This is a genomic window from Burkholderia sp. JP2-270 (genome assembly GCF_003233675.1).
GTDB classification, from domain to species: Bacteria; Pseudomonadota; Gammaproteobacteria; order Burkholderiales; family Burkholderiaceae; genus Burkholderia; species Burkholderia pyrrocinia_C.
The window spans coordinates 2,661,549-2,688,106 of sequence record NZ_CP029824.1; the positions used below are offsets into that span (position 1 = coordinate 2,661,549).

Below are 26,558 nucleotides of genomic sequence, written 5' to 3' on the forward strand. Positions count from 1 at the left end.
CGTCGCTCAAGCGCGATCGCGGGGGTCGGCCGCTTCGACGGGCCTGACGGAGGACGGGCGCATGCCGATGCGGGCGGCGTCGAGGCCGATCCGGTTGTGCAACGTGCTGCGCTCGAAGCGCTTGAACGACTCGGCAATGTGCTGGCGCAGCAGCGCGACGTCCCACGGTTTGATCAGCAGCTTCTGGACCGATCCGTCGCCGGGCGTGGCGGCGATCGACTGCCCTTCGCCATGGCCGGACAGCAGGATGCGCACGATGTCCGGATAAAGCGCCTTGACGCGCTGCAACAGGTCGATCCCGGACAGGCTCGGCATGCGGAAGTCCGACACGATCACGCCGACGCGATGTTGCGCGAGCAGGTCGAGCGCTTCGGCGGGATCGGTCGTGCCGAGCACCTCGTAGCCGTCGCGGCCCAGCGCCTGCCTGAGCGTCTGCAGGACGGCCGGGTCGTGGTCGACCAGCAGCAGCGTCCGGTGCAGCAGCTCGCGCTGCCGGCAATGCTCGGGAAGCTCCGAGCCGGCGGAGAGCATGCCGGCAATTTCCTCGCCGGTGACCGGATGGCTGAAGTAATAGCCCTGCATCGAATGGCAGCGGTGCCGGTTCAGGAACGAAAGCTGCGCTTCCGTCTCCACGCCCTCGGCCACCGTCTCCATGTGCAGCGACTCCGCCATCGCGATGATCGAGCGCGTCAGCGACGCGCCTTCCGCGCTCGTGGTGACGTCGCTCAGGAACGACTTGTCGATCTTCACGACATCGATGGGCAGGTCCTTCAGGTACGACAAGCTGGAATAGCCGGTGCCGAAGTCGTCCAGCGACAGCACGACGCCGAGCGCCTTCAGTTCGCGCAGCGTGTGCGCGATCGCGTTGCAGTCCTGCATCAGCACGCTTTCGGTCAGCTCGAGTTCGAGCCAGGCCGGTTCCAGGCCGGTATCCCGCAGCGTCCTGCGCACCACGTCGGCCATGTTCTGCTGCCGGAACTGGCGGGCCGACAGATTGACGGCGATCCGTAGCGGCGGATGCCCGTCCTGGCGCCACGCGACGGCCTGCGCGCAGGCCGTGCGCAGCACCCATTCGCCGATCGGCAGAATCAGCCCGGTTTCCTCGGCGATCGGGATGAAGCGGTCGGGCGGGATCACGCCGATGCCGGGGCGGCGCCAGCGAATCAGCGCCTCGACGCCGCTGATCTGGCCGGTCTTCAGGTCGACCTTCGGCTGGTAGTACAGCTCCAGTTCGCCGTTCGCGACGGCCTCGTGCAGCGCGTTTTCGAGTTCGGCCTGCTCCTCCACGCGGGCGCCCAGCTCGCGCGTATAGAAACTGTAGCCGTTTCGCCCGCGTTCCTTCGCGCAATACAGCGCGGCGTCGGCCGTCTTCAGCAGCGTCTCCGCGTCGGCGCCGTCGGTCGGACAGACGCTGACGCCGATGCTCGTCGTCACGTGCAGGTCGTGTCCGTCGAGCACGAACGGCGCGCCGAAGGTGCCCAGGACCTTGCGGGCGACCGCGTCCGCATCCGTCGCGGTCGACAGGTTGACCAGCATCACCACGAACTCGTCGCCGCCGAGCCGCGCGACCGTGTCGCCGTCCCGCACGGAAGCCTTGAGCCGGGCCGAGACGGCCCGCAGCAGGCCGTCGCCGACCGAATGGCCGAAAGTGTCGTTGATGTGCTTGAAGCGGTCCAGGTCGAGCACCATCACCGCGACCAGGTGTCCGGTGCGCCGCGCCTGCGACATCGCCTGCTCCATGCGGTCGCTCAGCAGGTTGCGATTCGGCAGGCCGGTCAGCGCATCGTGGTTGGCGAGGTATTCGATGCGCCCCTGCTGCATCTTGCGCTCGGTGATGTCCTGCACGATGCCGCGCAGGATGATCGCGTGATTCAGGTCGCGCCCCGCCTCCGCCTGGTGCAGCACGTGGCGCTCGGTGCCGTCCGGGTGAATCAGCCGATGCTCTAGCGAGAACGGGGCGCCCTCGGTGCGCAGGCTCGTGAACGACTGGATCAAAAGCGGCTGCTCGTCGACCGGAACGGCTTGCAGCAGCCGATCGAAGGTCGGCGGCGTGCGCTCGGGGTCGAGGCCGAGGATGCGGAACAGCTCCGGCGACCAGCTGCCGTCGGTCCGGCCGGCCTGATACTCCCAGTTGCCCAGATGCGCGAGCGCCTGCGCATGCGTCAGGCTGATCTCGGTGGTCGCGAGCTTTTCGAGCGTCGCGGCGGCGCGCAGCAGGTAGCGGATCCGGTAGCCGAGCAGCTTCCAGCGCATCGGCTTGGAGACGAAATCGGTCGCGCCGGCGTCGAAGGCACTGGCGATCGATGCGTCGTCGTCGTTGCCCGTGAGCATGACGATCGGCACGCGGCGGCCTTCCGGCAGCGCGCGCAGCCGGCGGCAGCACGCGAAGCCGTCGCCGCCGGGCATCTCGACGTCGAGCAGCACCACGGCGGGACGATGACGCAGGAACGCGTCGATGCCCTCCTGCGGCCCGGTCGCTTCCTCGACGCGAAAACCCTCCGGTTCGAGGGTCTCCACGACCAGCAGGCGCGTCATCGCATCGTCATCGACGATCAGAATCACCGGCGCATCGGCATTTTCCTCGTTCACGTCCGTTCTCCTGTTTTCGGCCCGCCGCGATCGCCACCGCGATCGTCCGGCGGCCGCTCAACCCTCTACCATGCGTTCCGCCGTCAATGCGGCCTGCGCGTGCCCGAATTCGGCGTCCGTGCCGGCGACGAGGCCGGCTGCCGCGGCGACGTCGGCGGCGCGCGCCAGCTGCTCGATCGCCTTGCAGCGGGCCGACAGCACGTGCGCGCCGACGTTCGCACTGCTCGATTTCAGCGTATGGGCGGCCAGCCTCAGCGCATCGGCATCGCCCGCTTCGACGGCCGCGCGCATGTCGCGGATCAGCCGCGGCGCATCCAGCGTGAACTGATCGATGATGCGGGTCAGGATATCGGGGCGGCCCGGCCGCTGGAGCGCGCGCAATGCGTCGAGCGCCTTGCGGTCGATCACGTTCGCGTCGACGTCCGGATCGGGGATGGCTGCCGCGCCCGCTTCGACGCCCGCTTCGGTAGCCGCTTCGACGCCCGCCCGGGTTCCCGCGTCGCCGCTCGTGATGGCCGGCCCGGACGCCGTGCCGCGGGCATGGCGCGCGAGCATCTGCAGCAGCGCATCGCGACGGAACGGTTTTCCCAGGTAGTCGTCCATGCCGGCGGCCAGGCAGCGCTCCCGGTCGCCGCTGAGCGCATTGGCCGTCAACGCGATGACCGGCAGACGCGGCGCACCGGTTTCCGCTTCGTGCCGACGCAGCCGCCGCGTCGCCTCGAAGCCGTCCAGCAGCGGCATCTGGCAATCCATCAGGACCACGTCGAACGCGTCTTCCGCCAGCATCTTCAGCGCCTGCCGGCCGTCTTCGGCCACGGCCACCCGATAGCCGGTGTCCTCCAGCATCGCCAGCGCGATCTGCTGGTTGACCACGTTGTCCTCGACCAGCAGCACGCGCGCCGATTCGGCGTCGGGCTGCAGCGCCGCGTCCGGCCCGGCTTCGTCGGACACCGGCGCGGCCAACGGCAGCGGCGGCGGCCTCATATGCATCGCCGATGCGATGGCCGTATAAAGCTCCGCGCCATGGAGCGGCTTCGTCAGCCGGGCGTCGATGTCGAGTTCGCGCGCGACCTGGATGCTGTCCATCATCTCGAACGCGGTCAGCGTGACGATCCTGAGCGCACGCAGCGACGGGTCGTGGCGGATGTGCTGCACGAGCGAGATGCCGTCCATGCCCGGCATCCGCACGTCGACGATGGCCAGATCGAACGGCGCCCCGTCGGCGACGGCCGCCCGCAACTGCGACAGCGCATCGTCGCCGCCGATGGCCGTCGCGACGCACAGCTGCCATTCGATCGCATGTTCGACGAGCACGCTGCGATCGGTCTCGCTGTCGTCCACGATCAGCACCTTCAATCCCGCCAGCGACGACCTTGCGCCCGCCGCGACGTCGACCACGCCCGACACCGGCTCGAGCCGCACGGTCACGGTGAACACCGAGCCCTTGCCGGGCGTCGATTCGAGCGTGAGCGTGCCGCCCATCATCTCGGCCAGCTGGCGGGAAATCACGAGCCCCAGCCCGGTTCCGCCGTATTTGCGCGCGGTCGAGCTGTCGGCCTGCTGGAACGGCCGGAACAACTGCGCGGCGACGTCCGGCGCGATGCCGATGCCGCTGTCGGCGATCGCGAACACGACGCGGCCGTCGTCCGTATACGACACGGCCAGCTCGACCTGCCCGCGTTCGGTGAACTTGATCGCATTGCCGATCAGGTTCGTCAGGATCTGGCGCAGCCGGACCGGGTCGCCGCGCATCCATTGCGGCACGGTATCCGCCTTGCGGAACACCAGCGCAAGTTCCTTGCGCTGCGCATTGGGCTCCAGCAGCGCGACGACATCGTCGAGCAATTGATGCAGGTTGAAATCGATGCGCTCCAGCGTCAGCTTGCCGGCCTCGATCTTCGAAAAATCGAGTATGTCGTCGATGATGATCAGCAGCGTCTGGCCGGATCGATACACGGTGTCGACGAACTTGCGCTGCTTCGACGTCAGGCGCGTGCGTTGCAGCAGCTCGGTCATGCCCAGCACGCCGTTCATCGGCGTGCGGATCTCGTGACTCATCCTCGCGAGAAATTCCGATTTCGCCGAATTCGCGGTTTCGGCCGCGGCGATCGCAGCCTGCAGGTCGATGTCGCGACGCTCGATTTCGTCGAGCATCGTGTTGAAGCCGGCGATCAGGGTCGCGACTTCGTCGCGGCCCTTGTGGGACATGCGCAGGGACAGGTCGCTGCCGCTGCGGATGCGGGCCATGGTGCGCGTCAGATTCCCCAGCGGACGGGAGATCGACGTGCCGAGGCGATGACTGATCACGAGGCTGCCGATCGCGAGCAAATACGACACGGCGACGATCATCGCGATGGCGCTCGTCACCGCGCGATTGACCTGCGACACGATGCTGCGCTGCTGCAGATCGACGCGCACGGCCTCCTGTTCCGTATAGGCCGCGAGGCGATTCGCGGTCGTCTCCACGTCCGCGATGATGCGCTGCATGTTCGCGTCGTTGGACAATATGTTCGACTGCACTGCGAGGATGCGGCGTGCGGATCCGGCCAGTTCCGCGGCCAGCGGAACCACATCCTGCGCGCGGCTCGACTCGCGCTGCCCGCTCGCGACGAGCGCATCGCGCAGCGCACTCGCGGCGGCGGCGAGCTTGCCGATATTCTCCCGTGCATCGGCGTCGGCACGCTTCAGATGCTCCGTGCTTTTGCTTTGCGCGACCATGCGAAGGTCGGCCGCCAGTTCCTTGATGCCGCCGTTGACGACGGTCGACAGATACCTGATCCGGGCCGCTTGCCGCTGGAACGCGATCGTTTCGTCGAGACGCTTTCGCGCCTTGACGATCCGCAGCGCGAACGGGTCGGCGATTTCCGCCAGCTTCGTATCCAGTGCATCGAGGGACTGCAGGATCTTGTCCTCCCTCGCGTGGTAGCGCGTCGCGACGGACGGCTCCACGAACATCCTGCCGCGCAGCGCGACAAGGCTGTCGTTGCCGTCGAGGATGTCGGCCGCCACGCGCCCGAGCGCATTCGCGACGTCCTGCGTCGTGGCGGCCTCGAGGTTCGGCGCCGCGATCGCCAGCGCATTGCGCGCACCGCCGATGGCCGCCTGCATGCGCTCCCGCAGCGGAGCGAGCCGGTATCGGCTTGGCGCGGCGTCGACATGATCGGCAACGCTGACGATGTCCTTGACGTTCATGCGAACCTGGTCGAGCGCGTGAATCGTCCGGTTGTAGGCGGTGTTGGCCGCCAGCGCGTCGCTCACCGCCGCGCTGGCCTGATTGTCCAGCCGTTCGGTTTCGGCGCGGATCGTGCCCAGAAATGCGTCGCCCCGTGCCTGGACGCGCTCGATCAGACGGGTTTCGGCGCCCAACCGCGCATCGTCCCGCAGACGCTGGCCGACGCCTTCGCTCATCGAGCGCAGCATCGTGCGCAGGTCGGTGGACGGCGCGTCGACGCCGTGCCCGTCGATCGCGCGCACGGCGGCCGTGATGGCCGCAATCCGCTGCAATTGCGTTTCGATCTCCGCCGTCGAGCGCTCCTGCTCGGACGCGTCCTGCGCCTGTTCGAGCCGGCCGAAATCCACCGCGAGCTCCGCATACGCGCGCTGGAGTTCGTTGCTGCGCACCTGCAGCGGCAGCGATTCCGTCGTCAGCGTGCTCACGCCGGACGCAATGCCATGCACCGCGATCAGGCTGGTCGCGGAAATCGCCAGCGCACCCAGCAGCATCAGGCTGGTGCCGGTGACAAGCTTGGCCTTGATGTCCATGCAGCCTCCGGGATCGGGACGGCCCGCGCGCGGCCATCCGGCTGGTTATCTGGCCGGCGCGTCCACGGGCGTGATGCGGCCGTGCGCGATTTTCGAGAGGAACACCGCATTCAGCGCCTGGTGATTGTCCGTGCCCAGATCGGCGACCAGGCCGCCCAGGTCGAGATGCCGGATCGATTCGAGCGCCTGCTTCAGCGCCGCCCGGGTCGGCGACGGGCCGGCGCGCTCGAGGCCGATCAGCATGATCTTCGCGTCGATGCAGCCCTCGATGTGCACCACGCCCGCGTGTTCTCCCGGAAAGCGCCGCTCGATCAGCCGTGCGCAGTCGCGGATCACGTCCCGGTCGCTCTGGGGAAGCGGCACGACCTGCGAGATCAGCATGCCGTCCCCTTCGTCGCCGATCAGGCGCAGCAGGTCGTCGGTGCCGACGAACGATACCGACGCGAGCCGGGCCTTCAGGCCTTCGCGACTCGCCGCGCGAATGAACGCGGCAATCGGCGTATAGGGGCCGGCCATGACGACGACATCCGGCTGGCCGTCCAGCAGCGACGCGAGGCCCGTGTCGACCGCCGTGGTTCCGCGGCGGAACGTGCCGGTCGCGACGACGTCCAGGCCATGGCGCTGCAGCGCCAGCCGCGTGCCCGCCAGCACCGCGAGCCCGAAGCCGTCGTCCTGATAGAACACCGCGAACCGTTTCGCGCCGTCGTGCGCGATGAAATGGTCGACCAGCGCGCGGGTCTCGTCTTCATAGCTGGCGCGGATGTTGAAGACCTCCGGCACGACCGGCTTGCGCAGCGCCATCGCGCCGGTGAACGGGCCGACGAGCGGAATGCCGGCCTCCCGGATGATCGGCAGCACCGCAGTGGTCGTCGGCGTGCCGACATAGCCGAACAGCGCGAACACATTGCCCCGTTCGATCATCTCCAGCGTGCCGTCGACGGTCCTGTCGGGTTCGTAGCGATCGTCGCCGACCACGAGGTCGATCTTCCTGCCATGCACGCCGCCGCGCGCGTTCACGTCGTCGAACACCGCTTGCGCGCCCGTCAGCAGCCCGCGCCCGAGGCCAGCCGAATTGCCCGATTGCGCGTTGACCATCCCGAGGCGGATCGTGCCGTCGGTCACGCCGGGCTCCGCCGCGACGCAGGCGCCGGGGCCGGTCATCGCGGCAACGCAGGCCATTAGCGTCAGTGTCCGGCACAACGCCGCGCTTCGCGCATGCCGGCAGACCGCGAGGCCGTGTTCAGGCCCGACGGAAGGCGCCGTCCATCCCGGGCCGCGCGGGCTCGGCGATCGAACGATCGGTGCAAACGGCCGGCGGCCGGCACGGGCAAGCGCGTGCAATACATGCGGAAACCGGGTACCAGAACACATTCCTGCGGCAGACACGCCATTGCCCATGCTGGGTTCCCCTTCCGCCCCCGGTTTCTTGATCCGGCCATGCCCGCCGCATGCCGGATTACCGACGCGGTACGAAGCAATTAGTCATATATATAGATTGCATCAAATACGACTGCAAGCCGGAGGGCGATTAAACGCGGATTATCGACGGCACTGCACTTCACGCGCGGAACGTTGTCGCGCGGAGATTGCATTTTGTTTTGCTTTCAGAATTTCGATTTGATTTTTAATTCGCCATTCTTTTTCTTGAATTCGCTTATTCGAATCGCGATGAATGCGCGTTGCGGCGGCGCGATCCGGTCCCGATTCGAAAACGGAACCGGCCCGCGACCCGCAATGCGGCGGGAAGCTCGCCTGCACGGCGCGGATGTCCTGATCGTCGGATGGTTAAACCGGAGTCCGCGGCGCGCCGGAACAGACTGCGAACGACGCCGCGGCGGCGTCACTTCGGCGCCGACGCGCCGCTGGCCGCATTGCCGGGCCACGCCTTGCCGATCTGGTCGATCAGCGATTTCGCGGTGCCGGTCGCGAGCGCCGCGTCGACGCCCGAGGTCTGCCACGAACCGTCGGCGGCCTTCACGAAGGTCAGGTTCGCGCGCGACGGCGAGTAATCGGCATTGCGCCACGTAACGACGACGTCGCACGAATACGTGCGATCGCCGAGCTTCTTGCAGTCGCCGTCCGGCTTCGCCGACACGACATCGGCCGACACCGGCAGCGGCTGGCCGAACAGCGCGTTCAGGCCGCCGTGGTTTTCCGCTTCGAGCGCGCGGCGCACCGCCGCGTCGACGTCGTTCGATCCGGGACCGTCGTGGAGCAGGTTGCAGGCGGCCAGCAGCGTCGAGGCACAGCCGAGTGTCAGCAGCGTTTGAAACTTCATGGATATCCGTTGTCGGTTGAACGTCGGGTGGCGCGCGGGAACACGTTCGCCGGGCCGGTATGCCGCGTAGTCTGCAACGTCCTCGTATCGTTCGCGGTATCCATTTGTAACCAATTGCACGGACGCGATCGCCCCGCTGCTGCGCCCGTGCCTACCGCCGCTCCTGCTTCACGCGGCTGACGAGCTGCGTCGGGCTCACGAACTGCAGTGCGATCACGACCCACACGAGCGTGATGGCCATATAGATCATCGCCATCGCGTCGATCGACTGCGGCGCGCGCACGCCGGTCGAGAACACCGCGTAATACAGCGCGACGACGAGCGTCTGCGTGCTCGGGCCCGCGGTGAAGAACGTCAGCTCGAACATCCCGATCGTGCGCACCAGCACGAGCAGCCCCGCCGCGAGCATGCCCGGCACGAGCAGCGGCAGCAGCACGTAGCGGAAATAGCGCCACGTATTCGCGCCGAAGATGCGCGCGGCGGCTTCGAGATTCGGATCGATCTGTTCGATGAACGGCGTCATCACGAGGATCACGAACGGCAGCGCCGGCACGAGGTTCGCGAGGATCACGCCCGACAGCGTGCCCGCGAGCCCCGTCTTGTACATCACGGTCGCCATCGGAATCCCGTACGTGACGGGCGGCACCATCAGCGGCAGCAGGAACACCAGCAGCGCGAAGCGCTTGCCGCGAAACTGCACGCGCGCGAGCGCATAGGCGGCCGGCACGCCGAGCGCGATCGACAGCAGCACGACCGCGCCGACGACCTCGACGGTCACCCACAGCACGCTCGCGAGCTGGAAGTCCTCCCACGCCTTCGCATACCAGTGCAGCGTGAAGCCCTGCGGCAGCGGCGTGCCGAACCAGCGTGTCGCGACCGAGTTCACCGCGACGGTCGCGATCAGCAGCATCACGTTCAGCAGGAAGAACGCCATCAGCCCCCAGACGAGCGCCTTCCACGCACGGCCGGCGAGGTTGCTTCTCATCTTTTGCGGTTGCCTCGCATTGACGGGCCGTGCATCGGGCGAGCCCTGCTTCGGCGGCCAGGCCGGCGCGGCACGATTGTCGGTCGCCATCAGCCCTTGCCCCCCGTCACCGGTCCCGTATAGAAGAAGCGGCGCGCGCCGAGCATCGATGCGACCACCAGCAACTGCACGAAGCCCATCACGATCGCGATCGCCGACGCGAGCGAATAGTCGTAACTCTCGAACGCGGCCTCGGCCGCCGCGATCGAGATCACGCGCGTCGGCCCGGCCGGCGCGCCGAGCAGCACGGCCGACGGGAACACCGAGAACGCCTGCACGAACGACAGGCACGCGGCCATCGTGAGCCCCGGCACGAGCAGCGGCAGGTAGATCTGCCGGAACTGCTGCCACGGGTTCGCGCCGAGCGTCGCGGCCGCGCGCGCGAGCGTCGGGTCGATGCCGCTGATGTACGACAGCATCAGCAGGAATGCGAACGGAAAGCCCGACACGATCAGCGACAGCAGCACGCCCCAGTAGTTGTGCGTGAGGCGCACTTCGTCGGTGTACAGGTGCAGCCCCTGCAGCGCCTGCGGGAACCAGCCGTTCGGCCCGAAGTACGTGAGCATCCCGTCGGCGACGAGCACCGTGCCGAGCGTGACGGGAATCACGAGCAGCGTCGTGACGAACTTCTGGTACGGCGAATGGCGGCGCAGCGCGAACGCGACGGGCACCGACACGCCGACGTTGATCAGCGTGGCCGGCACCGCGAGCTTCAGCGTGACGAGCACGGTCGGCCACATCGCGGTATCGGTGAAGAACTGCACGTAGTTCGCGAGCGCACCGCCGCCGTTCGTCGGCTGGAACGACAGCACGAGGCCGTATGCGAACGGATAGATGAACAGCGCGACGATGAACCCGAGCGCGGGCGTGACGAGCCAGGCCTTCGCGTCGCGCGGCGTGCCGGCCGCGAGCGCACTCATGCAGCCTCCCGGCGGGACGGCGCTGCGGTCGGGCTGCTCATGTCGCGTCTCCCGCATAGACGAGCGTGCGCGACGGCGCGACGCGCAGCCGCAACCGTTCGCCTTCCGAGAATTCGCCGGCGACGCGCGCCCAGATCGAACCGAACGGCGCTATCGCGCGAATCAGCGAATCGCGGCCGCCGTATTCGACCGTTTCGACCGTCGCGTCGAACGCGTTGTCGCCGGCGTCGTCCGCGCGCTCGATGTCGTCGGGACGCAGCGCGACCACGACGTCCTTCGCGTCGAAGCCGGCCATCGGCACGCCCGTCAGGCGCACGCCGCCGGCGGCGACGTTCACGCAGTCGCCGGCCATCCCTTCGAGCGTGAACGGCAGCACGTTGCGATAACCCATGAAGCGCGCGACATGCAGGTTGCGCGGGCGCGTGTAGACGTCCTTCGGCGACGCGACCTGCTGCACCACGCCCTCCTTCATCACGACGATGCGGTCGGCCATCGACAGCGCCTCGTCCTGGTCGTGCGTCACGTAGATCGTCGCGCGTTCGAGCTGCGTGTGAATGCGGCGGATCTCGGCGCGCATCTCGATGCGCAGCTTCGTGTCGAGGTTCGACAGCGGCTCGTCCATCAGCACCAGCGGCGGCTCGATGACGATCGCGCGCGCGATCGCGACGCGCTGCTGCTGCCCGCCCGACAGCTGCCCGGGCAGCTTGCCCTCATGGCCGACGAGCTGCACGAGTTCGAGCGCCTGCTGCGCGCGCCGCCGTGTTTCCTGCTTCGCCATGCCGCGCATCTTGAGGCCGAAGCCAACGTTGTCGAGCACCGACATGTGCGGAAACAGCGCGTAGTTCTGGAACACCATGCCGAAGCCGCGGCGCTCGGGCGGCAGCACGTCGATGCGCGTGTCGTCGAGCCAGATGCCGCCGCTCGTGAGCGGCTGCAGCCCCGCGATGCAGTTCAGCGCGGTCGACTTGCCGCAGCCCGACGGGCCGAGCAGCGCGATGAACTCGCCGCGCCGGATCTCGAGGTCGAGCCCGTTCAGCGCGGCGACCTGCGCGCCCTCCGCATTGGTGAAGCTGCGGCACACGCCGTCGAGCCGCAAGCGTTCGAAACTGTGCTTCATTACGCAAACTCCAGGCACGCGGGCGCCGCGGCGCCCGCCGGTTCAAGCGTCACTTCGACTTCTGCGAACCGATCTCGCGATCCCACTTCTGGAACGCGGCGACCATCGCCTGCGCGCTGAGCGGCTGCACGTGCGGACGATCGGCGAGCAGCTTCGCGTATTCGGGGCGGCCGAACTTGCGGATCACCTCCTGGCTGTGCGCGGGCGCCATCTCGAGCGTCACGCCCTTCACCGCCGGGCCCGGATAGAAATAGCCGTCGTCGTAGGTCATCGCCTGCTGCGCCGGTTCGAGCAGGAAGTTCATCAGCTTGAACAGCACGTCGAGCTTTTCCTTCGGCACGCCCTTCGGGATCACCATGTAGTGCGCGTCGTTGACCCACGTCATGTTGTCGAACGCCTGGACCCGGAACTCGGCCGGCACGATGCCGAGCGCGCGCGGGTTGAGGTCCCAGCCGGTAACGGTCACGGTCATGTCGCGGGTGCCCTCGCCGAGCTCCTTCATCACGGCCGACGTGCCGCCCGGGTAGTACGGGACGCAGTCGTTCAACGCCTTCAGGAACGCCCAGGTCTTGTCCCAGCCGTTGATCGGGTCCTGCGGGTTCTTGTCGCCGAGCACGTACGGCAGCCCCATCAGGAACGTGCGGCCGGGGCCCGAATTCGCCGGGCGCGCGTAGATCAGCTTGTTCGGGTGCGCCTTGCACCACGCGAGCAGCTGGTCGGGCGTCTTCGGCGGGTTGCTCACCTTCGCCGGGTTGTATTCGAGCAGCGGGCCGGCCGGCATGTAGGTGACGGCGAGGCCGAAGCCCTGCGCGAGATCCTGCATCCTGCGCGGGCCGGGCGCGTACTTGTCGAGCACGCCGGGGAACGCGGCTGCGTCGTCGGGCAGCAGTTTCTGCCACAGGTTCTGTTCGATGCCGGCGGCCAGCGCGTCGGTGCCCGTCAGCACGAGATCGATGTCGGAGCGTCCGGCCGCCTGCATCGCCTTGATCTTGCCCGGCAACTGCGGCGCCGGCGCATTCGTGAACGTGACGTTCGATACGAGGTTCGGGTTCTTTTCCCTGAAGGCTTCGATGGCCTTCTGCGTGAGCTGCAGGTTGCCCGCGACGTCGACGATATTCAGCGACACGGGCGCGGCAACGGCCGTCGCGGCCCCTGCCGCCGTCAGCGTGAAGCCCAGCGCGACGGCAATCCGGCGGGCACGGCGCGCGATCGTGGTTGTGTTCATGTCTCCTCGCTTCGGTCGGTGGATGGGACCTTTCTTTCGGGAAATCATGACGGCGTTATACGATGTCGGTCAACAAAAAACCATGATGCGCGGGGCGGGACTTTCCCTGACAAAAACCTTCCGCTGGTTGACGATCTGTGTGCCGACCGATTTTTGGGAACGTCGCGGCGTCGATTGTGCGGTGTGTTAGGACGTCGTATATCAGCAAGCGGAGAAATGGAATCGGTTCGGGGCGGCGCGGCCGCCCGACGGTGACGGGGGCGCGCCGGAACCGGATCGGGCCGCTGCGTTGCGGATCGGTACTCAGGTTGTGCCGACGGGTGCCACATCGCCAATCAGCCGTTCCGCGTCACGCCACTCCCCATACCCGGATGCCGGGTTCAGGTGCCCGACCTCGCCGAGATCGACGAGCCGGCTGCCCCACCCGGCCGCCAGCGCCTCGACGCGTTCGAAGCACGCGAGCGGATCGTTGCGGCTCGCGGCGACGATGCTCGGGAACGGCAGCCGTGCGGTCGGCACGGGCGTCCAGCCGTGCGCATCGATCGCTTCCGGGGTTGGATAGCCGTCGGGCATCGGCGTATCGAGATCGGCCGGCGCCGCGAGCAGCGCGCCGTGGATCTCACGCGTGGCCTGCCGTGCCCAGTGCACGACGATCATCACGCCCGCGCTGTGCGCGACGAGAATCACGGGGCCGTCGATCGCGGCCAGCGCCGCGACGCGCGCGGCGCGGCTCAGTTTGTCGGCTTCCAGCGGCGCGACGGAGCGTGCGTTCGGCAGGCGCCGTTCGAGGTGCGTCTGCCAGTGGTCTTCGACGTGATCGCGCAAGCCGGGCACGATCAGGATGGTGGGCGTGGTCGCCAGGGTCATGCAGCCTCCGGGTGGGTTCAGGAAAGGTGTGTCGCGCGCCGTTCGCGTTCGACGCGCACGAGATCGGCCGCGTAGCTCGCGCGTCCGATCGCGAACAGCACGGCGGCCGCGAGCGGCACGACGGGAATCCATTGCAGTGCAACGACCAGCCCGGCGCGATCGGCGACCCAGCCCGTCAGCAGCGGGCCCGGCGCCATGCCGAGCAGGTTGTTGGCGAGCGTGAGCGTCGCGAATGCCGATGCATGGATCGCGGCCGGCGTCAGGTTCGCGACCATCGCGCCCGATGCGCCGGACGCGCCCGCGCCGACCAGCATGCCCGCGCAAATCAGCGCGAGCTGCAGCGGCCCGGGCGGCAGCCGGAACGCGACCGCGAGGCAGGCGCCCGTCAGCACGCAGTACGCGATCGCGGTCAGCCATTTGCACGAACCGTCGGTGCGGCCGACGCGGTCGGTGACGATGCCGCAGCCGACCATCCCGACGCCCGCGAGCAGCACGAAGCCGGCCGCGAGCACGGCGGCACGGTCGGGCGCCATCGCGTAGTAGCGGTTCAGGTAGCTCGGCAGCCACGCGAACAGCGCGCCCGGCACGAACAGGTGCAGCCCGCTGCCGAGATACGCGCAGATCACCGAACGCGACGCGAACAGCCCTGACATCAGCGCACGCACGCTGCCGCGCAGGTCGCGCGGCGCGTCGGCATTGCGCCGGCACGGCTCGACGCGGCACGCGGCGAGGCGCCGTTCGGTCACCACGCAGCGATACGCGACAAGCAGCACGATGCCGAGCGCGGCCATCACGCCGAACGACCAGCGCCAGCCGAGATGCGCGCCGACCAGCCCGCCGAGCGCCATCCCGAACACGGAGCCGAACGCGCCGCCGGCCATGAACGCGCCGGTCAGCGTCGCGCGCAGGCGGGCCGGAAAGATGCTGAGGATCAGCGCGACGCCGACGCTGCCGTACGCGGCTTCGCCGAGCCCGACGAGGCCGCGCGCCGCGAGCATCTCGGCGTAGTTGGTCGACAGCGCGCAGCCGAGCGTCGCGACGCTCCACAACGCGGCCATCAGCACGATGCTGCGCACGCGCCCGAAGCGGTCGGCAAGCACCGACAGCGGAAACGTCAGCAGGCCGACCAGCAACGCGACGACGCCGGATAGCGAACCGAGCTGCGTGTCCGACAGATTCCACGCGTGCTTGAGCAGCGGAAACACTGCGTTGAGCACCTGCCGCGACATGTAATCCGACAGCAGCAGGCCGACGGTCAGCCCGAACACGAGCCACGCGTACGCAGGCGCGCGCCGCTCGGTGGCCGTCAGGTCCTGCAGCGACGGCTCGACATGATGAATCAACATGCGTGTCTCCTCCGGCACCGGTGCGGCAACGCGCCAGCGCGGCTTGCGCGGCCCCGCCCCGTTCGTCGGAGCTTGCCTCGCGCGCTGCGCGAGGGTGGGTGCCGCACCACATCGATCGGCGGGCGGCGCTCGCGGGCCGCCCGGATGCGCGGCGCGTCAGGCCGCGCGCAGCGGCACGCTCACCTGGCCCGGCCGGCGGTTCGGCGCCATCCCGAGCTGCGCGAGCGTTTCGTCGATACCGTCGTACTGCACGCCGATCCGGTAGATCGCCTTCGCTTCCTTGCCGGTCGCGATGTCGCGGCCGAGTTCGCGCGCGATTCGCGCGCACTGCTCGACCTGCTGCACCGACATCATCCGGTTGCCCTTCTGGTCGATGATCGTGTCCTCGATCCCGCAGCGCGGATGCAGGCCCAGCGCCATTGCGATCGTGTTGATCGGCAACACGTTCTTCATCAGCGATTCGAGCGTGATGCATGCACCGTCCGGGCAGCGCCGCACGAATTCCATGAAGTTGTACGGATTCGGGCCGTCGAAGCCGCCGCCGATGCCGACCCACGTGACGTTCAGCGGGCCGCGATAGACGCCGCGGCGGATGATCCGTTCGAGCGTTTCGAGCGCGTGCATGCCGGTGAGCTGGAAATGCGGCTGGATGCCGGCCGCCTGCAGGCGGCGCAGGTGTTCGTCGACCCAGCCGGGGCCGGCCGGCACGGTCATCTCGCGGTACGCGTCCCACAACGCGGTTTCGTTCAGCGACGTGCCGGCGATGTCGTTGCGGTTCATCAACTCGGTGATGTTCATCTGCACGGTGTTGATCGCGACCGTCACCTGGTCGGGCTTCGGGCTCAGCTCGGCGAGCATGTGCCGCGTGTCGTCGGACAGCCATTTCGCTTCCGCGCCGTCGCCTTCCGGCGCGAACGAGATCGAGCCGCCCACCTGCAGGATCATGTCGGGCACCGCGTCGCGCAGCCGGCCGAGCAGCTCGTTGAACTTCGACAGCCGCTTGCTGCCCTTGCCGTCGAGCTCGCGCACGTGCAGGTGCAGCACCGTCGCGCCCGCGTTGTAGCAGTCGACGGCCTTCTGCACGTGCTCGTCCATCGTCACCGGAATGTCTTCCGGAAAATCGGCGGGCATCCATTCGGGGCCGTACGGCGCGACCGTGATGACTACCTTGTCCTGGTTTTCCGGGTGCAGCGAATCGTCGAGAAATTGCATGTCGTCCTCCAGTGGAAATCGTTGTATTCGGGCGTACGGGCGTGCGTATCCCGCCGCGCCGGGCGGCGGGCCCGGCGCGTTGTGTGGGGTTGCGAATCGGTTAGGGGGCGGGCGCGCTCAGAACGGCACGTCGCCGACGATGCCCGCGCGCTCCATCTTGCGCACGCACGGCGGGTAGTCCATCACCGCGTAATGCTGGGTGCTGCGGTTGTCCCAGATCGCGACGCTGTTTTTCTTCCAGCGCCAGCGCACCTGGTATTCGGGGATGTAGGCCTGGCAGATCAGGTATTGCAGCAACTGGCCGGCGCCGGGGTTCGCGTCCTGCCCGAAGCGCACGCGCTGCGGTGTGTGGAAGTTCGTGAAATGCGTCGTGAATGCATTCACGTACAGCACCTTCTCGCCGGTTTCGGGATGCGTGCGCACGACCGGATGCTCGGCGTCCGGATACTGCGCCTTCAGCGCGAGGCGCTTGTCGATCGGCATCGCCGCGCCGAAGCTCGCCTCGATGCTGTGGCGCGCGCGCAGCCCGTCGATCTGCTGCTTCACGTGTTCCGGCAGGCGCTCGTACGCGAGCACCATGTTCGCCCACATCGTGTCGCCGCCGACCGGCGGACCTTCGATGCAGCGCAGCACGCAGCCGAACGGCGGCGCCACGCGCCAGCTCGCATCGCTGTGCCACGCATTCTCGTAGCGGTCGTTCGGCTGGTCGGGCGACTTGTAGATCCGCACGAGCCCCGGGTGCTCGGGATCGCTGCCGGCGACCGGATGATCCTCGAGTTCGCCGAAGCGCCGCGCGAACGCGACGTGCTCGGCGCGCGTGATGTCCTGGTCGCGCAGGAACAGCACGCGATGCCGGAGCAGCTGCGCGCGGATCTCGGCGAACAGGCCGTCGTCGTGCACGGCGTCGGCGAGGCTCACATCCAGCAGTTCCGCGCCGATCGCGCAGGTCAGGGGTTCGACTCGCATGCGCGTCTCCTCAGACGATGAACACGGACGAACCGGTCGTCCTGCGCGATTCGAGATCGCGGTGCGCCTGCGCGGCGTCCTGCAGCGCATAGCGCTGGTTGATCTCGATCCGGATGCGGCCGGCCGCGACATGCGCGAACAGTTCGCCGGCCAGGTCGTTCTTCTCGGCCGGGTCGGCGATGTAGTCGGCCAGTGCCGGGCGCGTCAGGTACAGCGAGCCCTTCATCGCGAGGCGCTGCGGATCGAACGGCGGGATCGGTCCCGACGCGGTGCCGACGCACACCATCAGCCCGCGCCGCTTCAGCGAATCGAGCGAGCCTTCGAAAGTGTCCTTGCCGACGCTGTCGAACACGACGTCGACACCGGCGCCGTCCGTCAGTTCGCGCACGCGTTGTGCGACATCGTCGCGGCTGTAGTCGATCGTATGGTCGCAGCCGTGCGCACGGGCAATGTCGGCCTTGCGTGCGCTGGACACGGTGCCGATCACCTTGAGCCCGAGCAGCTTCGCCCATTGCGACACGATCAGCCCGACGCCGCCGGCGGCCGCGTGCAGCAGCAGCGTGTCGCCCGGCGCGAACGCGTGGATGCGGCGCAGCAGGTAGGCGGACGTCAGACCGCGCATCGTCATCGCCGCGGCGGTGTCGCACGCGATGCCGTCCGGCAGCCGGATCAGCGGCGCGGCCGGGATCAGCCGTTCGGTGCTGTACGCGCCGAGCGTGTTGACGAAGCCCGTGTAGGTCACGCGATCGCCGGCGGCCACGTTCGTCACGCCGGCGCCGACGGCCTCGACCACGCCGGCCGCCTCGACGCCGATGCCGGACGGCAGCGGCACCGGATACAGGCCGCTGCGGAAATAGGTATCGGCGAAGTTCAGGCCGACCGCCTCGTGCCGCAGGCGCACCTGGCCGGGGCCCGGGTCGCCGACGCCGACTTCTTCCCAGCGCAGCACGTCGGGGCCGCCGGTTTCGTGGAATCGCACTGCATGTGCCATCTTGTTCTCCGTATGGTGTCAGTCGGATGCGCGTCGCGCATCGTCGGGTTCGTTCGCGCCCGGCGGCGTCGCGGCTGCGCCGCCCGCCTGCGGCTCGTCCAGTTCGGCCCAGTCGGCGTCGCCCAGGTAGCGCCGCGCGGCCGGGAAAATCACGCCTTCCATCCGCCCCATCTGCTCGAACGCGCCGTGCGCATAACGCGCGAGCGCCATGTCGAACGCGGCCGACGGCAGTCCGCCTTCGGCGATCCGCGCCAGTGCGTCGAGCGCTTGAGCGTCGCGCTGCCGCTGGCGGTCGAGTTCGTCCAGTTCGGCCGCGACACACTCCGCACGGGCGCGCAATGCCGCGAATAGCCGCGCTTCGGCACGGCTGCCGAAGCGCGCGTGCTGCAGCGCGGCGAGCGACGCCAGCACACCTTGCGCACCGACTGCTTGCCGCTGCGGCCCGTTCGCGGCTTCGCCGCACGCCATCAGCGCTTGCAGCAGCACGCCGACCGCGCGATGCGCATCGAGGCAGCGCGCCATCACGCGCGCCTCGGCCGGCGAACGCTGCGACGTGCATACGAGCACCGGCACGCCGCTCGTCGCGAGCAGGTGCTGGCGACGAGCGCAGGTTGCCGTATCGGCATCGTTCGGCAGCGCCGCGACGCAGATCAGGTCGCAGCCGAGCTCGCCGGCAAGCGCGCCGGGCGATGCGTCGCCGGCCGCCGGGTGGCCGGCCCCCGCGATCGCATGAGACAAGCCCTGCGCCCGTGCGGCGGCTTCCACTTTCGCACCGTGTTCCGGCAGCCGCGCTCCGGATAAACGCGAGTCCGGCGCGGTGCCGGGCAGCACGAACGTGACCCGCGCGCCGACCGCGCGCGCCAGTTCGAGCGCATGGCCGATCGCGTCGATGCCGCCGGGCGCGCCGTCGACCATCACGAGCAGATGGCGGTACATCGCGCCGCTCCGCTTATCCGGCGGTCGGCGCGCTGCGCCGCGCGCCGGTCGAATCGATCTTCATGGGTGCCCTCCTCGTGGCGTTCGTCATTCGTCATGCATCGGAACCCATGCTATCGGCACGGCGCCGGTGCGGCCCCACTCGTCGCGGGGGGGATTGACGCGCGAACGCGGTTCGACCGATCCTTGCCCCACGCCCACCCCGGACGCTGGCCCGCACGGCACCGCCGGATTCCGACTGCTGCCCCGATGGCCCACCCACCCGATCGCGCCGACGCGCCCCCCACCGAACTGGTCCTGAAGACGACCGCGCCGCGCGTGCCGGCGCAGTTGCTCGCCCGTGCGCGGCTGAGCCTCGCCGCGCCGGCTTTCGACAGCCGTCCGGTCACGCTCGTGCAGGCGCCGGCCGGCTACGGCAAGACGTCGCTGCTCGCGCAATGGCGCCGCGAATACCTCGCGCTCGGCCGCGCGGTCGTGTGGCTGTCGGCCGACGAGCGCGACGACGCGCCGCGGCTGCTGCAAGGGCTCGTGCAGGCGGTGCGCACCGGCTGCGCGCGGCCCGGCTTCGGACGCCTGATCCCTGGAGGCGCGGCCCGCGCGCTGGACGGCCTGACCGCGTGGCTGGCCGAGGTCGCGCAACTGTCGATCGACGCGCTGCTGATCGTCGACGACGCGGAGCGGCTGCCGGCCGCCGGCCTCGACGCGCTGACCTACGTGCTGCACAACGCGCCGCAAAACCTGCATGTGGTCGTCGCGGCGCGGCGCGGGCTCGATCATGCGGCCGGCGACCTGCTCGCCGGCGGGCAATGCACGCTCGCGGGCCCCGACTGGCTGCGCTTCACGCTCGACGAGACGATCGCGCTGGTCGGTGCGCGCTTCGCGCAGCGCGTCGACGCCGATGCGTGCGCGCGGCTGTTCGAACGCGTCGACGGCTGGCCGCTCGGGCTGCAGCTCGCGATGGCCGCGATGGCGCGCTCGGCCGATCCGCGCCAGGCGGTCGACGCGCTCGCCGCGCGCGTGGACGGCACGCGCGACCGGCTCGTCGAGCTGCTGCTCGCGAACCTGTCGGCCGACGACACCGCGTTCCTGACGCGCACGAGCGTCGCCGATCGGCTGCATCCGTCGCTGTGCGCCGCGCTGCTCGACGATGCGGGCGCGCCCGACCGGCTCGCGCGGCTCGCGCGCGACACGCCGCTGTTCATTGCATCGGACGATTCGGACTGGTGCCGGCTGCATCCGCTCGTGCGCGACACGCTGCGCGACCGCCTGGCCGCGGGCCCTGACGCCGAGCGCAGCGTGCTGCATGCGCGCGCGGCTGCCTGGCTCGACGCGCACGGGATGACCGAGGAAGCCGCGCGCCACGCGTATGCGGCCGGCCAGGTCGAGGCCGCGTACGCGCTCGCGCAGCGCTGCCTCGAGGATGCGATCAAGCAGGGCCGCATCAACGACGTGCTCGACTGGCTCGCGCTGCTGCCCGACGCGGAGCTCGACAAGCGCCCGACGCTGCGGATCGCGGTCGCCTGGGCACTGGCGCTCGGCGAGCGCCATGTCGAGGCGCAGCGCCAGATCGCGGGCATCCTGGCCGACCCCGGCACGCCGGCCGCGATGCGCTACGAATGCGCGCTGATTCTCAGCGCGGCCGCGTATTACGCCGACGAAATCGATCGCTTCGTCGAACTGTTCGAACCGTGGGCCGACTTCACGCCGCCGGCGGCGACGTGGCTCGCGCAGATGCACGCGAACCGGCTGTCGGCGCGCGCGATCATCGGCGGCGAACCGGCGCAGGCGCGCCGCTTCCAGCAGGCCGCGCCGCGCAGCGAGACGGCGGCCGGGTTCGGCTACGTCGCGCGCTGGGGCGAGCTGATCACCGGCCTGAGCTACCTGCGCGAAGGCCAGATCCGGCTCGCGGACGACGCGCTGTCGCCGGCGCTGGCGCGCGCGGAAGCCGATCTCGGCCGCCGCCATCCGCTGACCTGCATGCTCGCGGCGATGTGCGCGGCGATCGCGTACGAGGCCGACCGCGTCGACCAGGCCGCCGCGCTGCTCGCGAACCGGCTCGACGTGCTCGAACACGCGGGCACGCCCGACACCGTGCTGCTCGGCTATTGCACCGCCGCGCGCATCGCGCTGCTGCGCGGCGTCGAGCACCGCGCGATCGACCTGCTCGAGGCGCTCGACGCGATGGGCGTCGCGCGCCGGCTGCCGCGCCTGTCGGTCGCGAGTCTCGCCGAGCAGGTGCGGATTCATGCCGCGCGCTATCGCGAGGCGACCTGCCATGCGCTCGTCGAGCGGATCGACGCGATCGCCGCGGCCGAGTTTCCGTCGCACGGGGCGCTGTGGCGGCGTCCCGTCGTGCTGCTGCAGGCGACCGCGCATGCGGGTGCGGCGCTCGCCGCGCGCCGCTGGGACGACGCGTGCGCGGCGCTCGACGAAGCGGCCGTGCTGGCCCGCGAAATGAGCATGGGGCGCGAGCGCATCGAGATCATGGCGCTCAGCGCGTTCGCACTCGAACAGTCGGGGCACGGCGGCCGCGCGCTGCTCGACGAGGCGATGAACCTCGCGGACATGTTCGGGCTCACGCGCACGCTCGCCGACGCGCATCCGGCCGTTGCCGACTGGGCGCGCCGCGTCGGCGACGAGGCGGCCGCCGGCGACGGCACCGCGCGGCACGCGCTGCCGCAGCCGCGCATCGTGCCGCCCGCGCCGCGCGGCACGGCCAGCCCGCGCGCGGTGCCGAGCGTCGTGCTGACACCCAAGGAGCGCGCGATTCTCGAACTGCTCGCGCGCAACCTGTCGAACAAGGAAATCGCGGTCGCGCTCGCCGTCGGCGAGGAAACCGTGAAGTGGCACCTGAAGAACCTGTTCGGCAAGCTCGACGCCAGCTCGCGCAAGCATGCAGTGCGCCGCGCGCTGGTGCTCGGGCTGCTCGAAAACGCGCCTTGACGTCGGCGTGAAACCACCTGCTCCACCCGCATTGCGGCGCCGTTCGTCGTTGCAATTGCTGCGGCCATTGCGCCTCCCCTCTCCTTGCACGCGCCCAAAGGAAGTCCCCTTGGGCGACGGGCTGAAACGCAGGTTCGCAAGCCCGTTATTGGCGTGAGCAGACCCTAACCCCGTTCGATTCTCCGCAACCCTGCCCCCCGCGCATGGGGGGGAGCGGCCGCCCGCCGTTGCGTAGTCTTTCCGCACGGCTCGCGCCGGCGTCGCATCCCGCGCCTTCCCGCCTGCCCCGATGCTTCCCCGCTTCACCCGGCCGGGCTCGATCCCGTCCGGTCCAATACGACCCTGGAGACTTCATGAAGACGAAACTGGCCGCGCTCGCGGCGCTTGCCGGCTGTTCGGCGCTCGCGCACGCGCAATCCTCCGTCACGCTGTACGGCGTGGTCGACACGGGCCTGCTGTACCAGAGCACGTCGGCCGCGTCGTTCAGCCCGACCGCGCCGAATACCGGCAAGGTGTTCCGCATGAAGGACGGCGGCATCTATTCGAGCTTCTGGGGCATCAAGGGAAGCGAGGACATCGGCGGCGGCTACAAGATCAACTTCAAGCTGCAGGGTTCGTTCGACAGCGGCACCGGCAAGCTGCAACTGAGCGACACGCCAGGTGCCGTCGCGATCTTCAACCAGGTCGCGTCGCTCGGCGTGTCGGGCCCGTTCGGCACGTTCACGGCCGGCCGCCAGATCGTGCCGATGATCTACGCGATGGCCGACACCGACGTGCGCAATGCGCAGTTCTTCGGCAGCGTGCTGACCGCGTGGCTCGGCCTGAACACCGCGGCCGGCTGGCCGGGGACCAGCACCAACGGCGCGATCGGCGCGCTGTACGACAGCAATGCGCTCGTCTACCAGTCGCCGACCTTCGCGGGCGCGTCGATCGCGCTCGAATACGCGCCGGGCGGCGTCGCCGGGCAGTTCCAGGGCGGCACGCGCGAATCGGTCGTGCTCAGGTATGCGAACTACGGGCTGAACGCATCGGCCGTCTACTACAACGGCCACGACACGAACCCGACGCCGGGCGTCGCGCCGACCGGCGTCGACAACAACCGCTTCATCTACGTCGGCGCGAAATACACGATCCGCGATTTCTCGGTGTCGGCGTCGTACGGCAACGGCAGGAATCCCGCGCATGCCGACCGCGTGAGCCTCGACATGCTGTCGGCAGGCGTCGGCTACCGCGTCACGCCCACGCTGCAGGTCACCTCCGCCGTGTACTACCTGAAGGACCGCAATCGTTCCGAGAACCGGTCGACGGCGGTCGTGCTCGCGGCCGACTACAGCCTGTCGAAGCGGTCGATGGTCTATGCACAGGTCGGCCGCGTGAACAACCGCGGCACGATGGGCCAGATGCTCGTGTACGGGCAGCCGGTCGCGCCGGGCGTCGGCACGACGGCCGCGATGATCGGGCTGCGGCACAACTTCTGACGACGCGACGACCTGACGCGGAACGGACGTGGCGGCGCCCGAGGGCGAATCCCGGCCGCCGCCTGCATCGATTCCGGGGATCGGCTACAGTTGGCGTTTTTCGGCGCGCTCCGGCGCCGTCGCCGCGCCGCGGACCGTGCGCGAGCGCGGCGGCACGGCGGAGCGCGGATCACCCACCTCGTCGACGAGCGAACCTCCATGCCCGACCTGTCCGCCTTCCCGATCACGCAAAAGTGGCCGGCCCAGCATCCCGACCGTCTCCAGTTGTACTCGCTGCCGACGCCGAACGGCGTCAAGGTGTCGATCATGCTCGAGGAAACCGGCCTGCCGTACGAGCCGCATCTCGTGAGCTTCGACACGAACGACCAGTTGTCGCCCGCATTCCTGTCGCTGAACCCGAACAACAAGATCCCGGCGATCATCGATCCGAACGGCCCCGACGGCAAGCCGCTGCCGCTGTTCGAATCGGGCGCGATCCTGATCTATCTCGCGGACAAGACAGGCCAGCTGATCCCGAAGGATCTCGCCGGCCGCTACGAGACGATCCAGTGGGTGATGTTCCAGATGGGCGGCATCGGCCCGATGTTCGGCCAGGTCGGCTTCTTCCACAAGTTCGCCGGCCGCGACTACGAGGACAAGCGCCCGCGCGACCGCTACGTCGACGAGTCGAAGCGCCTGCTCGGCGTGCTCGACGCGCATCTCGCGAACCGCAAGTGGATGATGGGCGACACGTACACGATCGCCGACATCGCGATCTTCCCGTGGGTGCGCAACCTCGTCGGCTTCTACGAAGCGGGCGATCTGGTCGGCTTCAGCGAATTCCGGCACGTCGCGCGGGCGCTCGACGCGTTCGTCGCACGTCCGGCCGTCGCGCGCGGGCTCACTATCCCGGCACGCAGCTGACCGGCGGCGCGGGCGCGCCGTGTGCGGCCCGCGATCCGCGCAGCCCGCCGCATTGCGCGGCGGGTATCGCTTCCTTCCGTTCGGCGCATTCGCGCCCGCCGTGCGCCGGCGCTACTTTCCGCCCGGCCCTTCCGGTCGTTCCGGCGCTCCGTCGGCCAGCCCCGCCAGCAGCTTTCCGAGCAATTGCGACAACTGCGCCTGTTCCGCGTCCGACAGCACGGCCAGCAGCGCGCGCTGGTTGTCGATATGCGCGACGACCGCTTCGTCGATCAGCGCGCGGCCGGTTTCCGTCAGCGCGACGAGCGTGCCGCGCCCGTCGGCCGGGTTCGGCCGGCGCTCGACCCAGCCGGCCTTCTGCAGCCGGTCGATGCGCGCGGTCATCCCGCCCGACGACATCATCAGCGCGTCGTACAGCGCCGTCGGCGTCAGTGCGAACGGCGCACCGCCGCGCCGCAGCGTCGCGAGCACGTCGAATTCGCCCGGCTGCATCCCGTAGCGCGCAAACAGCGGATTGAGACGGTCGCGCGCGATCACCAGCGCGGCTTCCTGCAGCCGCCCCATCACGACCATCGACGACGCGTCGAGATCCGGACGCTCGGCGCGCCATTGCGCGAGCGCATGCGCGGCTCGATCCATTAACCCTCCTCGGCTCACCAGTTATCTTGACGTCGAGATAAATCGGCGTTTATCTTGATGTCGAGATACTTTACATGAAAACGCACGGCGCCCGGACGGACGCCGTGCACCGATACCGAGGGCCTGTCGATGAATCGCTTCACTTCCCCCGGATGGCGGCTCGCCGCCATCGTGCTCGTCGGGCTGAACCTGCGGCCGGCGCTCGCCGCGGTCGGCCCGCTGCTCGACATGATCCAGCGCGCGACCGGCATCGGCGACGGCGCGGCCAGCCTGCTGACGACGATCCCGATCGTGCTGATGGGGCTCGGCGCGCTGAGTGCGCGGCGCCTGCAGCGCGTGACGGGCATCGCGGGCGGCGTATGGCTCGGCGTCGCGCTGATCGGGCTGGCCTGCGTGTCGCGCATCGGCGCGCAGCACGCGTGGCTGCTGCTCGCGAGCGCTTGCTGCGCGGGCGTCGGGATCGCGATGGTGCAGGCGCTGCTGCCCGGTTTCGTGAAGGCGCATTTCGCGACGCGCGTCGGCGGCGCGATGGGCGTCTATTCGACGTCGATCATGGGCGGTGCGGTGCTCGCGAGCGTCGTCGCGCCGTTCGCCGCGGCGCGCTGGGGCTGGCTCGCCGCGCTCGCGGGCTGGGCGCTGCCGGCCGCGGTGGCTGCACTCGCGTGGCCGCTGGCGAGCCGCGGCGGCGATGCGCTCGCGGCCGGGCCGGCTTCGGCGTCGGCTGCGCAGCCGTCGCGCTCGCCGCGCGCATGGCGGCTCGCGCTGTTCTTCGGGATCGCGACGGGCGCGTACACGCTGGTGCTCGCGTGGCTGCCGCCGTACTACATGCGGCTCGGCTGGTCGCCGACGGCGGCCGGCAGCCTGCTCGGCGGCGTGACGCTCGCGGAAGTCGTCGCGGGGCTGACGATTTCCGCGACGATCGACCGCCTGCCCGATCGCCGGCCCGCGCTGCATGCGGCGATCGCGTCGCTGTTCGTCGGCTTGCTGGCGATGCTGGCCGCGCCCGAAGCGCTCGCGCTGCCGGCCGCGCTGCTGCTCGGCGCAGGGATCGGCGCGCTGTTCCCGCTGTCGCTGATCGTCACGGTCGACCATGCGGCAACGCCGGCCGACGCCGCAGCGCTGACGGGGTTCGTGCAGGGTGTCGGCTACCTGATCGCCGGGTTGTTCCCGTTCGCGGCCGGCGTCGTGCGCGAGCATCTCGCGGACCTAACGCCCGCGTGGGTGGCGATGGCGTGCCTGTGCGTCGTGCTGTTCGCGCTGGCGGCGGGTTTTGCGCCGCGGCTCGCGCGGCGTGTTGCGAGTGCATAGGCGGTTGGCTGCGCGTCAGTTCATCGTGTCGCGCTCCGCGAGAAACCGCCGACAAGC

20 protein-coding genes are annotated in these 26,558 nt (G+C 69.4%); 4 read left to right on the top strand and 16 right to left on the bottom strand.

Annotated elements, in window-relative coordinates; translation table 11 throughout:
* Positions 1-6: 6 nt before the first annotated feature.
* The 15 genes from DM992_RS12635 to DM992_RS12700 all read right to left on the bottom strand — a co-directional run bounded on the left by DM992_RS12635 (position 7) and on the right by DM992_RS12700 (position 19,233).
* Positions 7-2,589, bottom strand: a complete 2,583-nt coding sequence (locus DM992_RS12635) for an EAL domain-containing protein (RefSeq protein WP_111017058.1) — start codon at positions 2,587-2,589, stop codon at positions 7-9.
* Positions 2,590-2,646: 57 nt separating this feature from the next.
* The gene (locus tag DM992_RS12640) at positions 2,647-6,351 is read right to left on the bottom strand and encodes a response regulator (protein ID WP_111017059.1); all 3,705 of its coding nucleotides are present in this window, start codon (positions 6,349-6,351) and stop codon (positions 2,647-2,649) included.
* Between the two features lie 45 nt (positions 6,352-6,396).
* Positions 6,397-7,530 carry an ABC transporter substrate-binding protein gene (locus DM992_RS12645; protein ID WP_239511280.1) on the bottom strand — a complete coding sequence of 378 codons (1,134 nt, stop codon included), beginning with the start codon at positions 7,528-7,530 and terminating at the stop codon, positions 6,397-6,399.
* Between the two features lie 360 nt (positions 7,531-7,890).
* Entirely contained in the window at positions 7,891-8,109 is a 219-nt protein-coding gene (locus DM992_RS41650) for a hypothetical protein (RefSeq protein ID WP_162631645.1), read from the bottom strand.
* 82 nt (positions 8,110-8,191) lie between these two features.
* Positions 8,192-8,629 (bottom strand): hypothetical protein, encoded by a 438-nt coding sequence (locus tag DM992_RS12650; protein ID WP_111017060.1) that lies wholly within the window; start codon positions 8,627-8,629, stop codon positions 8,192-8,194.
* A gap of 151 nt (positions 8,630-8,780) precedes the next feature.
* The gene (locus DM992_RS12655) at positions 8,781-9,704 is read right to left on the bottom strand and encodes an ABC transporter permease (RefSeq protein ID WP_111017061.1); all 924 of its coding nucleotides are present in this window, start codon (positions 9,702-9,704) and stop codon (positions 8,781-8,783) included.
* A complete protein-coding gene (locus tag DM992_RS12660; RefSeq protein WP_111017062.1) occupies positions 9,704-10,573 on the bottom strand; it encodes a sugar ABC transporter permease in 870 nt (289 codons plus the stop codon). The genes DM992_RS12655 and DM992_RS12660 overlap by 1 nt, the downstream gene beginning before the upstream one ends.
* A gap of 37 nt (positions 10,574-10,610) precedes the next feature.
* Positions 10,611-11,690 (bottom strand): ABC transporter ATP-binding protein, encoded by a 1,080-nt coding sequence (locus DM992_RS12665; RefSeq protein WP_111017063.1) that lies wholly within the window; start codon positions 11,688-11,690, stop codon positions 10,611-10,613.
* Between the two features lie 49 nt (positions 11,691-11,739).
* A complete protein-coding gene (locus DM992_RS12670) occupies positions 11,740-12,915 on the bottom strand; it encodes an extracellular solute-binding protein (RefSeq protein ID WP_111017064.1) in 1,176 nt (391 codons plus the stop codon).
* Between the two features lie 303 nt (positions 12,916-13,218).
* On the bottom strand, positions 13,219-13,782 hold the full coding sequence (locus DM992_RS12675) for an alpha/beta hydrolase (protein WP_111017065.1): 564 nt from the start codon (positions 13,780-13,782) through the stop codon (positions 13,219-13,221).
* Between the two features lie 17 nt (positions 13,783-13,799).
* Positions 13,800-15,128, bottom strand: coding sequence for an MFS transporter (locus DM992_RS12680; protein ID WP_111017066.1), 1,329 nt, complete (start codon positions 15,126-15,128; stop codon positions 13,800-13,802).
* Between the two features lie 156 nt (positions 15,129-15,284).
* Positions 15,285-16,340 (bottom strand): 3-keto-5-aminohexanoate cleavage protein, encoded by a 1,056-nt coding sequence (locus DM992_RS12685; protein ID WP_111017067.1) that lies wholly within the window; start codon positions 16,338-16,340, stop codon positions 15,285-15,287.
* A gap of 117 nt (positions 16,341-16,457) precedes the next feature.
* A complete protein-coding gene (locus DM992_RS12690) occupies positions 16,458-17,306 on the bottom strand; it encodes a TauD/TfdA family dioxygenase (RefSeq protein ID WP_111017068.1) in 849 nt (282 codons plus the stop codon).
* Between the two features lie 10 nt (positions 17,307-17,316).
* On the bottom strand, positions 17,317-18,297 hold the full coding sequence (locus DM992_RS12695; RefSeq protein WP_111017069.1) for a quinone oxidoreductase: 981 nt from the start codon (positions 18,295-18,297) through the stop codon (positions 17,317-17,319).
* A gap of 18 nt (positions 18,298-18,315) precedes the next feature.
* A complete protein-coding gene (locus DM992_RS12700; protein ID WP_111017070.1) occupies positions 18,316-19,233 on the bottom strand; it encodes a universal stress protein in 918 nt (305 codons plus the stop codon).
* Between the two features lie 249 nt (positions 19,234-19,482).
* Between DM992_RS12700 and DM992_RS12705 the strand changes: the two genes are divergently transcribed.
* The 3 genes from DM992_RS12705 (at position 19,483) to DM992_RS12715 (ending at position 24,557) form a co-directional block, all read left to right on the top strand.
* Entirely contained in the window at positions 19,483-22,176 is a 2,694-nt protein-coding gene (locus DM992_RS12705) for a LuxR C-terminal-related transcriptional regulator (RefSeq protein ID WP_111017071.1), read from the top strand.
* Positions 22,177-22,529: 353 nt separating this feature from the next.
* Positions 22,530-23,654, top strand: coding sequence for a porin (locus DM992_RS12710; RefSeq protein WP_111017072.1), 1,125 nt, complete (start codon positions 22,530-22,532; stop codon positions 23,652-23,654).
* 198 nt (positions 23,655-23,852) lie between these two features.
* Positions 23,853-24,557 carry a glutathione S-transferase N-terminal domain-containing protein gene (locus DM992_RS12715; protein ID WP_111017905.1) on the top strand — a complete coding sequence of 235 codons (705 nt, stop codon included), beginning with the start codon at positions 23,853-23,855 and terminating at the stop codon, positions 24,555-24,557.
* Between the two features lie 111 nt (positions 24,558-24,668).
* Here DM992_RS12715 and DM992_RS12720 read toward each other — a convergent pair whose 3' ends face one another.
* Positions 24,669-25,193 carry a MarR family transcriptional regulator gene (locus tag DM992_RS12720; RefSeq protein ID WP_111017073.1) on the bottom strand — a complete coding sequence of 175 codons (525 nt, stop codon included), beginning with the start codon at positions 25,191-25,193 and terminating at the stop codon, positions 24,669-24,671.
* 129 nt (positions 25,194-25,322) lie between these two features.
* On the opposite strand from DM992_RS12720, the gene DM992_RS12725 reads away from it, so the two are divergent.
* Complete coding sequence (locus DM992_RS12725) at positions 25,323-26,501, top strand: MFS transporter (RefSeq protein WP_111017074.1); 1,179 nt, start codon at positions 25,323-25,325, stop codon at positions 26,499-26,501.
* Positions 26,502-26,558: the final 57 nt, after the last annotated feature.